The sequence below is a fragment of the Burkholderia sp. 22088 genome (assembly GCF_052045915.1).
In the GTDB taxonomy this organism is placed as follows: domain Bacteria; phylum Pseudomonadota; class Gammaproteobacteria; order Burkholderiales; family Burkholderiaceae; genus Burkholderia; species Burkholderia cepacia.
This window is the reverse complement of the sequence record NZ_JBQEPY010000009.1, coordinates 98716-112864: the sequence shown is the minus strand read 5'-3', so window position 1 is coordinate 112864 and position 14149 is coordinate 98716. Positions and strand designations below refer to the sequence as shown.

12 protein-coding genes are annotated in these 14149 nt (G+C 65.0%); 4 read left to right on the top strand and 8 right to left on the bottom strand.

What is annotated here, in order from left to right:
* Positions 1-2: 2 nt before the first annotated feature.
* The gene (hda, locus tag ACTJLD_RS18620) at positions 3-737 is read right to left on the bottom strand and encodes a DnaA regulatory inactivator Hda (protein ID WP_006484992.1); all 735 of its coding nucleotides are present in this window, start codon (positions 735-737) and stop codon (positions 3-5) included.
* Positions 738-987: 250 nt separating this feature from the next.
* Here hda and purM point away from each other — a divergent pair, with 250 nt between their 5' ends.
* Both purM and ACTJLD_RS18610 read left to right on the top strand, forming a co-directional pair.
* Positions 988-2043 (top strand): phosphoribosylformylglycinamidine cyclo-ligase, encoded by a 1056-nt coding sequence (gene purM, locus ACTJLD_RS18615; RefSeq protein ID WP_006484927.1) that lies wholly within the window; start codon positions 988-990, stop codon positions 2041-2043.
* A gap of 111 nt (positions 2044-2154) precedes the next feature.
* Positions 2155-2550, top strand: a complete 396-nt coding sequence (locus ACTJLD_RS18610) for a YybH family protein (RefSeq protein WP_027788306.1) — start codon at positions 2155-2157, stop codon at positions 2548-2550.
* A gap of 34 nt (positions 2551-2584) precedes the next feature.
* Here the strand turns inward: ACTJLD_RS18610 and tet are convergent, their stop codons facing one another.
* On the bottom strand, positions 2585-3778 hold the full coding sequence (tet, locus tag ACTJLD_RS18605) for a Tet(A)/Tet(B)/Tet(C) family tetracycline efflux MFS transporter (protein ID WP_063807483.1): 1194 nt from the start codon (positions 3776-3778) through the stop codon (positions 2585-2587).
* Positions 3779-3841: 63 nt separating this feature from the next.
* Between tet and tetR the strand changes: the two genes are divergently transcribed.
* Positions 3842-4474 carry a tetracycline resistance transcriptional repressor TetR gene (tetR, locus tag ACTJLD_RS18600; RefSeq protein ID WP_060349038.1) on the top strand — a complete coding sequence of 211 codons (633 nt, stop codon included), beginning with the start codon at positions 3842-3844 and terminating at the stop codon, positions 4472-4474.
* Positions 4475-4477: 3 nt separating this feature from the next.
* Here the strand turns inward: tetR and miaA are convergent, their stop codons facing one another.
* Together miaA and mutL are read right to left on the bottom strand one after the other, a co-directional pair.
* Entirely contained in the window at positions 4478-5452 is a 975-nt protein-coding gene (gene miaA / locus ACTJLD_RS18595) for a tRNA (adenosine(37)-N6)-dimethylallyltransferase MiaA (protein WP_440659418.1), read from the bottom strand.
* On the bottom strand, positions 5449-7449 hold the full coding sequence (gene mutL, locus ACTJLD_RS18590; RefSeq protein WP_060193603.1) for a DNA mismatch repair endonuclease MutL: 2001 nt from the start codon (positions 7447-7449) through the stop codon (positions 5449-5451). The genes miaA and mutL overlap by 4 nt, the downstream gene beginning before the upstream one ends.
* 183 nt (positions 7450-7632) lie before the next feature.
* Between mutL and ACTJLD_RS18585 the strand changes: the two genes are divergently transcribed.
* Positions 7633-8316, top strand: a complete 684-nt coding sequence (locus ACTJLD_RS18585; protein WP_021162200.1) for a DedA family protein — start codon at positions 7633-7635, stop codon at positions 8314-8316.
* A gap of 73 nt (positions 8317-8389) precedes the next feature.
* On the opposite strand, the gene ACTJLD_RS18580 is transcribed toward ACTJLD_RS18585, so the two are convergent.
* The 4 genes from ACTJLD_RS18580 to ACTJLD_RS18565 form a co-directional block, all read right to left on the bottom strand.
* Positions 8390-9202 (bottom strand): mechanosensitive ion channel family protein, encoded by an 813-nt coding sequence (locus ACTJLD_RS18580; protein ID WP_027788301.1) that lies wholly within the window; start codon positions 9200-9202, stop codon positions 8390-8392.
* Positions 9203-9405: 203 nt separating this feature from the next.
* The gene (locus ACTJLD_RS18575; protein ID WP_175853420.1) at positions 9406-10833 is read right to left on the bottom strand and encodes a mannose-1-phosphate guanylyltransferase/mannose-6-phosphate isomerase; all 1428 of its coding nucleotides are present in this window, start codon (positions 10831-10833) and stop codon (positions 9406-9408) included.
* 248 nt (positions 10834-11081) lie between these two features.
* Positions 11082-12884 carry a capsular polysaccharide export protein, LipB/KpsS family gene (locus ACTJLD_RS18570; protein ID WP_440659417.1) on the bottom strand — a complete coding sequence of 601 codons (1803 nt, stop codon included), beginning with the start codon at positions 12882-12884 and terminating at the stop codon, positions 11082-11084.
* Between the two features lie 56 nt (positions 12885-12940).
* Positions 12941-14092 carry a glycosyltransferase family 4 protein gene (locus ACTJLD_RS18565; RefSeq protein ID WP_175853416.1) on the bottom strand — a complete coding sequence of 384 codons (1152 nt, stop codon included), beginning with the start codon at positions 14090-14092 and terminating at the stop codon, positions 12941-12943.
* Between the last annotated feature and the right edge of the window lie 57 nt (positions 14093-14149).

The following is a 14149-nucleotide window of genomic DNA, read 5'->3' as shown; positions in this document are numbered from 1 at the left end:
TTTTACTCGAAGCGGTTCGGGCCCGTGCCCGGTGGGGTGATGTCGTCGCCGGGACGCGCCAGCATGCGGCGCAGCAACGGCAGCGTGACGGCGCGTTTTTGCTCGAGCGAGAAGCGGTCGAGCGCGTCGAGCAGCGCCATCAGGCTCGGCATGTCGCGGCGGAAATGGGTCAGCAGGTAGGCGGCGATGTCGTCGGTGAGCGCGATCCCGCGTTCCTTCGCCGCGAGCTTGAGCACGGCGATCTTGCCGGCATCGGACGGCGGCGACAGGTGGAACACGAGCCCCCAGCCGAGGCGCGTGCGGAGATCCTCGCGCACGTCGAGCGCGAGCGGCGCCGCGGGGCCGGCCGCGACGAACGCGCTCGACGGGTGCGCGCGCACTTCGTTGAACAGGTTGAACAGCGCGACCTGCTGCGTGTCGCTCATCCGGTCGCAGTCGTCGATCGCGTAGATGCCGATGCGCGGGTCGAACGTGAACGCGCCGAGCGGGCTTTGCGGTGTGAGATAACGCGCATAGCCGTACGAGGCGTCGCTCACGAGCGCCTGCAGCAGATGGGTGCGGCCGCATCCGGGCTCGCCCCAGATATAGAACGACCGGTCCGGCACGGGGCCCGCCGCGAGCGCGAGGTCGAGCTTCTGCAGGCGCGAGATGAGCTCGTCGTTCTCCTCGTTCATGATGAAGTTGTCGAACGTGGCGGGCGGCGGCGTGCCGAGATCGAGCGTCAGTTGACGGGACACAACAGTCACAATGCGGGTCGGTTGAAAATACGCGTGCCGTACGCCGGGCACGCGCCGGGAACTGCGCCTTCGCGGGCTTCACGCGCGCCCGCACGCACGGCGCCACGCCGGTTTCGGCGCGGTTCGCTCGGCGATGAAAACGGGGACGTGTTGACCAAGATGCAATCCCTGACGATTCGGTGCTGGGAATTCCGGCCAACGGGCCGGCTTCGGGTAAAATCGCATTTTACCGACCTTCTCGCATTCCCCCATGAATCCTCCGAAATCCGCTCCCGACGCCCAAGGTCTGTCCTATCGCGACGCAGGCGTCGACATCGACGCGGGCGACGCGCTCATCGACAAGATCAAGCCTTTTGCGAAGAAAACCCTGCGCGACGGCGTGCTCGGCGGCATCGGCGGGTTCGGCGCGCTGTTCGAAGTACCGAAGAAGTACAAGGAGCCCGTGCTCGTGTCGGGCACCGACGGCGTGGGCACCAAGCTCAAGCTGGCCTTTCATCTGAACAAACACGACACCGTCGGCCAGGATCTCGTCGCGATGAGCGTGAACGACATCCTCGTGCAGGGCGCCGAGCCGCTGTTCTTCCTCGACTACTTCGCGTGCGGCAAGCTCGACGTCGATACCGCGGCAACGGTCGTCAAGGGCATCGCGCAGGGTTGCGAACTGTCCGGCTGCGCGCTGATCGGCGGTGAAACGGCCGAAATGCCGGGCATGTACCCGGACGGCGAATACGACCTGGCCGGCTTCGCGGTCGGCGCGGTCGAGAAGAGCAAGATCATCGACGGCAGCACGATCGCCGAGGGCGACGTGGTGCTGGGCCTCGCATCGAGCGGCATCCACTCGAACGGCTTCTCGCTCGTGCGCAAGATCATCGAGCGCGCGAACCCCGACCTGTCGGCCGATTTCCACGGCCGTTCGCTCGCCGACGCGCTGATGGCGCCCACGCGCATCTACGTGAAGCCGCTGCTCGCGCTGATGCAGAAGCTGTCGGTGAAGGGCATGGCGCACATCACCGGCGGCGGCCTCGTCGAGAACATTCCGCGCGTGCTGCGCGAAGGCCTCACCGCCGAGCTCGACCAGAACGCGTGGCCGCTGCCGCCGCTGTTCAAGTGGCTGCAGGAGCACGGCGGCGTTGCCGACGCGGAAATGCACCGCGTGTTCAACTGCGGGATCGGCATGGCCGTGATCGTTTCGGCGGCCGATGCCGACGCAGCGATCGCCGACCTGACCGCCGCCGGCGAACAGGTGTGGAAGATCGGCACCGTCCGTGCGACCCGCGAAGGCGAGGCGCAGACCGTCGTGGTCTGACGCACGGCCGCAGCAGATGCAGCAAGGAAAGCCGCCCGGAGTCGATCCGGGCGGCTTTTTTTTCGGGCGCCGCGCGGCGTACGGGCGCGCGCCGCTGAAGGAGGAGCGACGATGACCGAAGACGAACGCGCGATCCGTGAGCTCGTGGACAACTGGTTCGTATCGAGCCGCCGCGGCGACCTGGCGACCGTGCTCGACCTGATCGCCGACGACGCGATCTTCATGGTGGCCGGCAGGCCGCCGTTCGACAAGGCGGCGTTTGCGGCCGCATCGCGTGACGCGAACGCCGGGGGCGGGCCTGCGCCGACGATCGACGGCCGTTACCGGATCGACGAACTGCGCGTGCTGGGCGACTGGGCGTACATGCGCAATTTCATCGAGATCGAGGCGACTCCGCCGGGCGGCGAGACGATCCGCCGTTCGGGCCATACGCTGACGATCTTCCGCAAGGCCGACGGCCGCTGGCAGCTCGTCCGCGATGCCAATCTCGTGACGCTCGCGCATTGAGCACGACGGCGGGCGTGACGGTGCCGGCCGGCGCTCAGGCGGACGGCCGCGCCGCGCCCGCTGGCCGGGCACCGGCCAGCAACGGCGGGACGAGCAGATAAAGCAGCGCGGCCGCGGCCCAGACGAGCCCCGGCCAGGTCGCGCGTGTCGCCGCATAGGTTGCGGTGACGACCAGCGGCCCCGCGACACCGATCAGGCTCGCCACGCTCGCGAGCGCGCCTTGCAATTCACCCTGGCGCGCATCGTCGACCTGCCGCGCGAGCATCGCCTGCAGCGCCGGCAGCGTCATGCCGCCCGCCGCGAACAGCGGCAGCAGCGCGAACGGCACCCACGCGGCGGTCGCGAACGCAATCGCCACGAGCCCGAGCGCGTCGCCCGCGAGGCCCAGTGCGAGCGCGCGGCGCTCGCCGAGCCGCGCGATCAGCGGCCCGATCGCGAAAGCCTGTGCGAGCGCGTGACACGCACCGTAGCCCGCCAGCGACAGCCCCGCGATCGGTGTCGACCACCCGAAATGTTCCTGGCCGTACAGGATCCACAGCGTGGCGGGCGCCTGCGACACCAGCGCCACGATCACGTAAATGCCGATCAGCGGCACGAGCGCCGGTGAGCCGGTCAGCCGGCGCAGGCTGGCGAACGGGTTGAGCGCGCAGGCCGTTTGGCCTTCGCGGGCCGAACGCGGCCGCGATTCCGGCAGCGCGCGCCAGACGAGCACGAGGTTGAGTGCGTTGAGCACGGCGGCCGCGACGAACGGCGCGCGCACATGCAGCGCGCCGAGCAGGCCGCCGATCAACGGGCCCGCGATGAAGCCGATGCCCATCATCGCGCCGAGCTGGCCGAAGCGTCGTGCGCGGTCGGGTTCGGCCGTGACGTCGGTGACGTATGCAGTCGCGACCGCGACGTTCGCGCCGGTGATGCCCGCGATCAGCCGCCCGACGTAGAGCCAGGCGAGCGTCGGCGCGAGCGCCATCAGCAGGTAGTCGAGCGCGGCGCCCGCGAGCGACACGAGCAGTACGGGCCGGCGGCCGACGCGGTCGCTCAGCGCGCCGAGCAGCGGTGCACACAGGAACTGCGCGAACGCGTACAGCGCGAGCAGGATCCCGTAGTGGGTGTCGGTGCTGCCCGCATCGGCGAGCGAGCGCAGGAGCCCGGGGAGGATCGGCATCACGATCCCGACGCCGATCGCGTCGAGCAGGACCGTGGCCAGAATGGCAATCAGGGACGGATTCAAGGGTGTAACTCTATCGGTGATAGAGTGGCGATTATTCCACAACTTTCCCTATCGGTGATAGAGATGAAGGACACAGGGGCGCGGCTGACGCGCGACACGGTACTGCGCGCGGCGCTCGACCTGCTCGATGAAGTCGGCATCGATGGGCTGTCGACGCGGCGGCTCGCCGAGCGGCTCGGCGTACAGTCGCCGACGCTTTACTGGCATTTCCGGAACAAGGCCGAACTGCTCGACGCGATGGCCGAGGCGATCATGCTCGAGCGGCACGATGCGTCGCTGCCGCGGCCGGGCGAGGCGTGGGATGCGTGGCTTCTCGACAACGCACGCAGTTTCCGCCGCGCGCTGCTGGCTTATCGCGACGGCGCGCGCCTGCATGCCGGTACCCGGCCACGGGCGTTGCATTTCAGTTCGATCGAACGCAAGGTCGCGCTGCTCGGCGAAGCGGGTTTCGCGCCGGACGAGGCGGTCGACGTGATGTATGCGCTGGGCCGCTTCGTGGTTGGATGGGTGCTGGAGGAACAGGCGGAACCCGAAGGCGAGGCCGATGCGCCGCTGCCGGACGCGGCCGAGTTTCCGTTGCTCGCCAAGGGCTGGGCCGCGCTGCGCGCGCGCGGCGGCGACGAAGCGTTCGAGCGCGGCGTCGCGCTGATCGTCGACGGCGCCCGCGCGCGCGTGGCAGCACGCGCGCGCGGCTGACGGTCAGGCCGGCGTGCCGCCGTCGAGCACGCGTTCGAGCGCGTCGAGCGCGCGGGCCGTGGCGTCCGGCGCGATGCAGTCGACGACGATCCGCTCCGGCATCGCGCGCAGCCAGGTGATCTGGCGCTTGCAGAGCTGGCGCGTCGCGAAGATGCCCTTGTCGCGCATCGTCCGGTAGTCGGTGTCGCCGTCGAGGAATTCCCAAGCCTGCCGGTAGCCGACGCAGCGCATCGACGGCAAGTCGGGATGGAGGTCCTCGCGACGGCGCAGCCGCTCGACTTCGTCGATGAAGCCCGCGTCGAGCATCGCATCGAAGCGCTGTGCGATCCGTGCGTGCAGTACCGCGCGATCGGACGGCTCGAGCGCGACCGGCACGAAGCGGTAAGCGGCGGCCGCATCGTCGTTGCGTCGCGGGGCGGCGAGCAGTACCGATATCGGCTGCCCGCTCAGCATGAACACTTCGAGCGCCCGCTGGATCCGTTGCGAATCGTTCGGCGCGAGCCGCGCGGCCGTGTCGGGATCGACCTGCGCGAGTCGCGCGTGCAACGCGGGCCAGCCATCGCGCGCGGCTTCCGCATCGAGGGTCGCACGCACGTCCGGATCGGCGCCGGGCAGGTCGTTGAGCCCCTGCGTCAATGCCTTGTAGTACAGCATCGTGCCGCCCGCGAGCAGCGGCGTGCGGCCGCGCGCGGCGATCTCGCCGATCAGGCGCAGCGTGTCGGCGCGGAAACTCGCGGCCGAATACGCGTCGGCCGGATCGATGATGTCGATCAGGTGGTGCGGCACGCGCGCGCGCTCTTCGCGCGAAGGCTTCGCGGTGCCGATATCCATGTCGCGGTAGACGAGCGCCGAATCGACGCTGACGATCTCGATCGGGCGGCGCGCGGCGAGTGCCAGCGCCGCGGCCGTCTTGCCCGAGGCGGTGGGGCCGAGCAGGCAGGCGATCGTCGTCGGAGAGGACTGCGTTGAAGCGCTCATTGTCCGCGCATGAACAGGCGGTCGAGATCGTTCAGCGTGAGCTGATACCACGTCGGCCGGCCGTGATTGCACTGGTCCGCGCGTTCGGTCGCCTCCATCTGCCGCAGCAGCGCGTTCATCTCGTCGAGCGTCAGCCGCCGGTTCGCGCGCACCGCGTGGTGGCAGGCGAGCGTGCCGAGCAGCTCGTGCTGGCGCTCGGTAAGCACGCGCGAGCCGCCGAACGCGTGCAGGTCGGCGAGCACCGCGCGCGCGAGCGACTGCAGGTCGGCATCCTTCAGCAGCGCCGGGACCGCGCGGATCGCGAGCGTCGTCGGTGACAGTACCGCCAGGTCGAAGCCGAGCGACTCGAGCGTGTCGCGCTCTTCCTCGACCGTGCCGATTTCGACCGGCGTGGCTGTCATCGAGATCGGCAGCAGCAGCGCCTGCACGGCGACCGAGCGGTCGGCGAGCGCGTTCTTGAACTGTTCGTACAGGATCCGCTCGTGTGCCGCGTGCATGTCGACGATCACGAGCCCGTGCGCGTTCTGCGCGAGCACGTAAATGCCGTGGATCTGGCCGAGCGCGAAGCCGAGCGGCTGCTCGTCGTGCGCGGTGGCGGCGATCGGCGATACAGTGAAGCCGGGCAGCGGTGCGAGCGGCGTGTCGGCCGAGTCGCGCGCAATGGTGGTCGTGCCGTCCGGCGTGCCGGCGCCGCTATCCTTGCGGCCGAACATCGCGTCGTAGAGCGCGAGCGGCTGCGCGACGGGCAGCGTGCCCTGCGTCATCCGCGCCTGGCGCATCCAGGTATTGCCTGCCGACGAGGACGACGGCGACGAGAAGCCGCTGCCGCCCGTGCCACCCGTGCCGCCGGTCGCGTGGCCCTGGCTCTGCCCGAGCGGCGTGTCCAGGAACGACGACGGCCCGCGCGGAGCCGGTTCGATATGCGCAGCATGGCCGCCCGCCGTGGTTTCCGGCGACGCGCCCGCATGGCGCGCGAGCGCGCGCTGGACTGCATGGAACACGTACTGGTGGATCGAGCGCGAATCGCGGAACCGCACTTCGATCTTCGATGGATGCACGTTCACGTCGACGGCTTCCGGCGGCAGGTCGAGAAACAGCACGTACGACGGGTAGCGGTCGCCGTGCAGCACGTCCTCATAGGCCGCGCGCACCGCGTGCGTCAGCAGCTTGTCGCGCACGAAGCGGCCGTTCACGAAGAAATATTGCTGGTCGGCGCGCCCGCGGCTTGCGGTCGGCAGGCCTGCGCAGCCGTAGACGGCGAGCGGGCCGGCCTGTTCGTCGAGCGGCAGGTGCGCGGTCGCGAAGCCGTCGCCGAGGATCTTCGCGACGCGCTGCGCGGGCTCGGTCGCATTCCAGTGCTCGACGGCCTTGCCATTGTGCAGCACCGAGATCGCGACGTCCGGCCGCGCGAGCGCCGCGCGGCGGATCATTTCCAGGCAGTGGCCGAACTCGGTCTGCTCGCTCTTCAGGAACTTGCGCCGCGCGGGCGTGTTGAAGTACAGCTCGCGCACCTCGATCGTCGTGCCGGTCGCGCCGGCGGCGGGCGACAGCACGCCCGTCTGCGCGTCGATCTTCATCGCATGCGCGGCATCGGCCGTCCGGCTCGTGATCGACATCTCGGCCACCGACGCGATCGACGCGAGCGCTTCGCCGCGGAAACCCAGCGTGGCGACCGCCTCGAGCTCCTCGAGCGAGCGGATCTTGCTGGTCGCATGGCGCATCAGCGCGAGCGCCAGCTCGTCGGGCGGAATCCCGCAGCCGTCGTCGGTGATCGAGATGCGCTTGACGCCGCCTTCTTCCAGCACGATGCGCAGCGTCGTGGCGCCGGCGTCCATCGCGTTCTCCAGCAGCTCCTTGACGACCGACGCCGGACGTTCGACGACCTCGCCGGCGGCGATCTGGCTGATCAGCTGGTCGGGCAGGGGCTGGATCGCGCGCAGCGGGCGCGGAGCAGGGGCGGGCGTGTCGCCCGCGGCCGTTTCGGTGATTTCGGACATGGCCGAATTATAGCGAGGCGGCGGATGCGTGCCGGGGCGGCGGAGCGTTACGTTTTTTCACGGAGCCTTAAGGTAGTTTCGGTATCATGGCTCCGTTTCGCGCGCCGCCTTGGCCGGCGGGCGCTTCCGCCAAGTCTGGCCTGTTTCGGCCGTTCCGGCCCTATCGCCTTCGAGGAATCGCATTTGGATACGCTGCTTCATTTCGTCAACCTTGTCCTGCATATCGACGCCTTCCTCGGCGATTTCATCCGGCAGTACGGCGCGTGGGTCTATCTCGTGCTGTTCCTGATCGTGTTCTGCGAGACGGGGCTCGTCGTGTTCCCGTTCCTGCCGGGCGATTCGCTGCTGTTCATCGGCGGCGCGTTCGCGGCGACGGGCGAAATGAACGTCGGCGCGCTGATCGTGCTGCTGCTCGTCGCGGCGATCGCCGGCAACACCGTGAACTACCTGATCGGCCGCTGGGTCGGCCCGAAGGTGTTCAATACGCATATCCCGGTGCTCGAGCGCTTCCTTGACCGCGCCGCGCTGCAGAAGACCCACTCGTTCTACGACAAGCACGGCGGCAAGACGATCGTGCTCGCGCGCTTCATCCCGGTCGTGCGTACGTTCGCGCCGTTCGTCGCGGGCGCGTCGTCGATGAGCGTCGCGCGCTTCCAGCTCTTCAACGTGATCGGTGCGCTGGTGTGGGTGCTGCTGCTCGTGCTGCTCGGGTATTTCTTCGGCAACATCCCGTTCATCCGCCAGTACCTGAACGTGATCGTGCTGGTCGGTATCGGTGCGGCGATCGTGCCGGTCGCGCTCGGCGCGGTGTGGAAGCTGGTGCGCGGGAAGCAGTCGGATAACGCGCAGAAGACGGGCGGGCGGTAAGCCCGGACGTTTCGGTTTCAGGCAATAAAAAAGCGTGGCGGGTGCCACGCTTTTTTTTCGTCCGGTGCCGCCGTCATGCGCTGCGATGCAAGAGCGGCGTTTCGGGCGTCGGGTATTGCGCGTCGCGGAACGTTTCGAGGATCACGCGGTTGGTGTCGCAGTACACCTGCCAGTAGTTTTCAGGCTGCGTGGACGGGCGCACGAACAGCAGCGGCCCTTCCGGCGTGAACTGAAGCACGCCGACGTCCGGCGCCGGGCTGGTCAGCACGTTCGGGATCTGCTGGATCGACGCTTTCAGGCGGTTGATCGCGTCGACGGCATCGACGCCGTTCGCGATCTTCGCGGTCAGGTCGACGCGACGATACGACGTTGCGCTGTAGTTGGCGATGTTGTCCGAGAAGATCTTGTTGTTGCCGACGATCGTCACGATGTTGTCCGGCGTGACGATCGTCGTGCCGAACAGGCCGAGCTCCTTGACCGTGCCCGTGACGCCGCCCGCGCTGATCACGTCGCCGATCTTGAACGGACGCAGCACCTGCATGAACACGCCTGCGGCGAAATGTGCGAGCAGGCCGCCCCAGGCGGTACCGATCGCGAGGCCGAGGCCGGCGAGCAGCGCGGCGAACGAGGTGGTCTGCACGCCGAAGATCTGCAGGATCGCGAGGATCAGCAGGATCGTCAGCAGCACGCCGACGACGGAGGTCAGGTAGTCGGTGAGTGTCGGGTCGACCTTGCCGCTGCGGCGCACGACCTTGCCGAGCAGGCGGGTACCGATGCGGATCGCCCAGCGGCCGACGAACCACAAGACGATCGCGGCGAGGAGGTTGAGGCCGAAGTCGAGGCCGCGGGTCATCAGGAATTGCTGGGCGGTGGCGAGATCGATCATGCGTTCTCCGAAGTCAAGGGTAGAAAGGGCGGCGCATGCACCGGGTGGGTGGCGCTTTTATAACCTGAGCCGGGAGGGGCGGCAACCTGTCTGACACTGCTTGACGTAATGGAAAACGGGCAGGACGCGGGTGCGTGCTGCCCGTTTTGGAGGCGTATCGGGATCGCGGCCGTGTGCGGCGCGCGAGCCGGATTTTGCGGTGATTACGACGCTGCGCGGCCGTAGGTGTCTTCGAAGCGGACGATGTCGTCCTCGCCGAGGTACGCGCCGGACTGGACTTCGATCAGTTCGAGCGGGATTTTGCCGGGGTTCGTCAGCCGGTGGGTCGCGCCGAGCGGGATGTAGGTCGACTGGTTCTCGGTCAGCATGATTTCCTTGTCGCCGTTCGTGACCATTGCCGTGCCCTTGACGACGATCCAGTGTTCCGCGCGGTGGTGGTGCATCTGCAGGCTCAACTGTGCGCCGGGATTCACGATGATGCGTTTGACCTGAAAGCGGTCGCCCTGGTCGATGCCTTCGTACGAGCCCCACGGGCGGATGACGCGGCGGTGCGTGACCGATTCGTGGCGGCCTGAGGCGTTGAGCCATTCGACGATTTTCTTGACGTCCTGGGTCTTGTCACGATGGGCGACCAGCACGGCATCGGCGGTTTCCACGATCACGATGTTGTCGAGGCCGAGGGCGGCAACCATCCGGTGCTCTGCGCGGATATACGAGTTCTTTACCGAGTCTGTGAAGATGTCGCCGATCAGTGCGTTGCCTTGATCGTCGGCGTCTGCGATATCTGCAAGCGCACTCCACGACCCGATATCGTTCCAGCCGAGGTCGGCCGCCGCGACGACGGCTGCGCGTTCGGTCTTCTCCATTACCGCGTAGTCGATCGAGACATTCGGGCAGGCTGCGAACGCTTCGGCGTCGAGACGGAGAAAGTCGTTATCCCGCTTGGCGGATTCGAACGCGAGTTCTGCGTGGCGGGCGATTTCCGGTGCATGGCGATGCAGCTCCTCCATGTACGTGGACGCCTTCAGCATGAACATGCCGCTGTTCCAGTAGTAGTTGCCGTCGTTGAGGAAGCGCTCGGCCGTCGGTGCGTCGGGCTTTTCGACAAACGCGTCAACCTTATAGACCTGCTTGCCGTCTGCGATGGCCGGGCCACGGCGGATGTAGCCGAAGCCGGTGTGCGCTTCCGTCGGCGTGATGCCGAACGTGACAAGGTGCTGATCTGCTGCGATGGTCGCCGCCTCATTGGCCGCAGCGATGAATGCGGGCTCGTTGAGGATGACATGGTCCGACGGCAGTACCAGCAGCAGTGCGTCGGGGGATTCGTGCAGAGCGAGCAGCGCGGCGATCGCGATTGCGGGCGCGGTGTTGCGACCTACCGGCTCGAGCACGATCGATGACGGAGTGATGTTGACCTGGCGGAGCTGTTCCGCGACCAGGAAGCGTTGTTCGTTGTTGGTGACGACGATGGGGGCCGCAGCGCCGGGAATGTGTTGAAGGCGGGACGCTGTCTGCTGGACGAGAGTCTGATCGCCCGTCAGCTTCAGGTATTGCTTCGGATAGCCGCCGCGCGACATTGGCCAAAGGCGGGTGCCGCTGCCGCCACACAGAATAACCGGATGAATGTTCATGGAGAAAGGTTCCGAATTGCCGATGTAAAGCGCACACTGAAGTGCGCCAATGTCTTGACTACGTCTAGCAAATTACAAGAAAAAATATCGTCGATACCGATGGCGTAGTGTATGTGTTAATGGAAGATCGCAAATTTAAAAGAGGTGTCTTATTTTCTCACACTCATACCATCGTATAAAAGCTATTGGCTGAGATCGATTCGTCGCTGTGTCGGACGACATGGTTGCCATCATTGACCGAGTGCTCGTTATTTCCTGTAGCGCCATGCGAGGTGCTGGATCCCATTCTTACTCCAGCGAATGGCTTTCAGAAGTGGGCGCAAACGGTTGCCACGAATTTTCATGAGTGGTCGCTGCGCAGGTTTAGCTAGTTTTTGAATAATGATCTCGGGAGACGTAAACAGTTGGAGGGCCCAATCCCAGTAGATCGGATATCTCAACAATACGCCGGCCGTCAGCATGTCGAGCGAGAGCTTGCGTTCGCGCCATGGCAGTGTCAGTGCATCGTGTGTCAACCCCCAACCAGCATAAAATGGAAGGCCATATGTGTACACGGTTTTTCGCCGAATCAGAGCCTCAAAACCCGAGAGCGAGGAAAGTGTATGCACTTCATCGGCTATCTCGATCAGCGAAATTAGATCCGAATCCTGCTCCATCACATCGGCTAAAGCTGACGCTTCAAGTAACCCGCGACGATTACCTGATAGGACGTCAGGGTGAGGTTTGTAGACAATAAATGCGTCCGGGCGCTGGGCACGAACGGTTCGGAGTAAATCTTCGGCCGTCGTGATGCCTCGTGTTCCGAGGCGGATTGATGCATCGTCTGCGACTTGTCCTGGTACGAGTACTACGCGTTTGTCCGTCGGCACACGCCAAGCCGGCTTACGCCGTCCGAGATTGTACTTTGTCAAACCCAGTCGCACGATTTCTTCGCGTAACGTACAAGCCCGTGCGAGTTCGGCTTCGCCGAAATCTACTCCATTCAGGATTACTGTCAGGTCGCTTGGGCGGCTTGGATCGAAATAAAGACCGCGACGATCGATAATTTGGCTGTACGGTGCGACATGGTCGGAACCGAGTCCGGTCGAATGCAGAAAACCATCCTCGATGCGCACCGTCGACGCGTTGGGCGGTAGTTCTTCCGTATTGCGTGCGCCCCAGAATGCGGCATGTTCGCCTTCGCGAAGCCTTCCTGCATCGTTGATCCAGCGTAGGGTTCCGCCTCCTGCGGTCAGGAAGGGGGTAGCGAATGGGCGTTTCCACCACTGAAAGCGGATGCCCGCCACATGGCGTAGATCGGCGAAGCGAAGTACGGTCGTGCGATGAGCCTCGATCGTATCGAGGAGCGCTTCAAGAGAGTCCGATGTCGTTCCAACAGGGGTGCGGTGGCGGGAAAGCCGCATGAACAAAGCTTCGAACAATGACTCCAGCGTCGCGCGCGATCGCCTTGCTGGTTGGGGCACGTTGTCGTGTGTCAGTCCCCAGCCGGCGTAGCACGGCGAACCGAATACGTGTACAGCTACGCCGCAAAGCAACGCTTGCATGCCTTCAACCGCAGAGAGTGTATAGACGTGGTTGAAATACGGGAGGGAAGCGCAGAGTGATTCGTTGGTGCCGATGTGCCATTTTGAGGTGAGGATTTCCGGATGAGTTGACGAAAGCCATTCTACCGAGTCCTGCATACGGCTACGTGCGAACCAAATTTCTGCTTCTGGTTGCTCAATACGTACGGTATTGAGCATTCGGGCAAACTGTCGTTCCCTTTCCTTGCGTGGTGCTTGCAAATAAACCGACGCGGGTTCGTCGAGCACCAGCACGCGTTGCGCAGTGCTGCGCTCGCGCAAGCCGGGCGGAACGCGCGCTGCGCAACTCGGTGGATCGAATGCATTGGCAGCACGGAATCGTTTCATGAGTCGCACGGTATCCAATGCGGTGCCGATTGCTGGTGAAGTCTCGTGTTCGGCATCGATGCAATTAATCCACGCTTCTGCAGTTTGCGACTCGAGGGGAGCGGTGAACCACGAGAGCACGGGTCCTTTTTCGCGTGGCATGATGCCATTCGGCCAAACGCGAGTAGAGACGCGAGGGGGGGTGGGCGTGCTTGCGTTCACGGGACGAGGGTTTCCAGAAACTGATCGACGTGATCAAAGTGTGTCTGCCACGTCGGGACTTGGAAGTGAGCTATGCGTGCCAACTGGGCCGTACGGTCTGCGCTATCAGGGTGTGCGAATGCGTGGATGCGTGCAAGCCAACCTGGGCCGTCGAGCGGATCAAGATAGTCAGGAATATCTCCCGCGATCTCATGAAACACGCGAAGGTCGCTGGCTAACACGGGGACGCCAAGCGTTAGCGCCTCGACGAGCGGCATCCCGTAGCCTTCAGCAAAGGACGGAAACAACAGTGCGCGCGCATGTAGTAACCATGCACGCAGGCGCTCGTCCGTACAGTCGGTCTCTTCAATTACCGCGCCGCGAATCGGTTCGCAGCGTTCCAGCATGTCCACGACGTTCTCGCATTCCCACCCGCGGCGGCCAATCACGACGAGTTTGGGCGCATGTTCGCCGAGTGTTTCGACGAGCCGTCGCCAGATGTGCAACATAAACCAATGATTCTTGCGTGGTTCAATCGTACCGAGCATCACGAAATACGGATGCTCGAGCGGGCGCGACGCGTGCGCGCGGGAGGTGATGCCCGGTGCGAGGCGGGCGACAACGCTGGGCGGCAAGGGCAGATCTGCGCGGCGCGCCTCCGTGTTCAATGCATCAAGAGTGTCTTGAGAATTTGCTATCAAGCCGTCCGCATGACGCAATGCCGTATGTATGCGCCGTTGATGTGCCTCGTCGATGCCCGGGCGGCAATATTCGGCGTGTGTGAGCGGAATCAGGTCGTGCACCATGAAAACCGAACGGATGTTGCGGCGTTGCAGCGCACGATAATAGCGAAGATGTTCCATACCATTGTGACTGGTGTGCAACAGTACCGCCCGTTCGAAACGTTCTCGATGCGGAGTCAAGACGCTGCGCGCAACCAGAGTTCGGATGGCAGTGCGACTGGGCATCGGTCCGAGGAGCAGGCTGAATGCGCGTTCGGAATCGTTTCGGGTAAGCGTTTTGGAGTAGCCGAGTTCACTCAGAATCGCGCGGGCCTGAGAATGGTATCGCTCAACGTACGCAAGGCTGACACGATCCACCCCTGTCGGGTGAAGGCCGTTGGCCAGACGGGAAAGCAGGCGGGAGATGTCGAGGAAGATGTTTAACACGCGTGCAGTATTTTTGTGGTCGGCACTGTTACGTGCCGTGCGTTTCGACGGCGGGAA

What these genes read in the sequence shown, in the direction of transcription:
- purM (WP_006484927.1), top strand. Translation starts at nt 988, where the DNA reads ATGAATCCTCCGAAATCCGCTCCCGACGCCCAAGGTCTGTCCTATCGC.
- ACTJLD_RS18610 (WP_027788306.1), top strand. Translation starts at nt 2,155, where the DNA reads ATGACCGAAGACGAACGCGCGATCCGTGAGCTCGTGGACAACTGGTTC.
- tetR (WP_060349038.1), top strand. Translation starts at nt 3,842, where the DNA reads ATGAAGGACACAGGGGCGCGGCTGACGCGCGACACGGTACTGCGCGCG.
- miaA (WP_440659418.1), bottom strand. Translation starts at nt 5,452, where the DNA reads ATGAGCGCTTCAACGCAGTCCTCTCCGACGACGATCGCCTGCCTGCTC.
- mutL (WP_060193603.1), bottom strand. Translation starts at nt 7,449, where the DNA reads ATGTCCGAAATCACCGAAACGGCCGCGGGCGACACGCCCGCCCCTGCT.
- ACTJLD_RS18580 (WP_027788301.1), bottom strand. Translation starts at nt 9,202, where the DNA reads ATGATCGATCTCGCCACCGCCCAGCAATTCCTGATGACCCGCGGCCTC.
- ACTJLD_RS18575 (WP_175853420.1), bottom strand. Translation starts at nt 10,833, where the DNA reads ATGAACATTCATCCGGTTATTCTGTGTGGCGGCAGCGGCACCCGCCTT.
- ACTJLD_RS18570 (WP_440659417.1), bottom strand. Translation starts at nt 12,884, where the DNA reads ATGCCACGCGAAAAAGGACCCGTGCTCTCGTGGTTCACCGCTCCCCTC.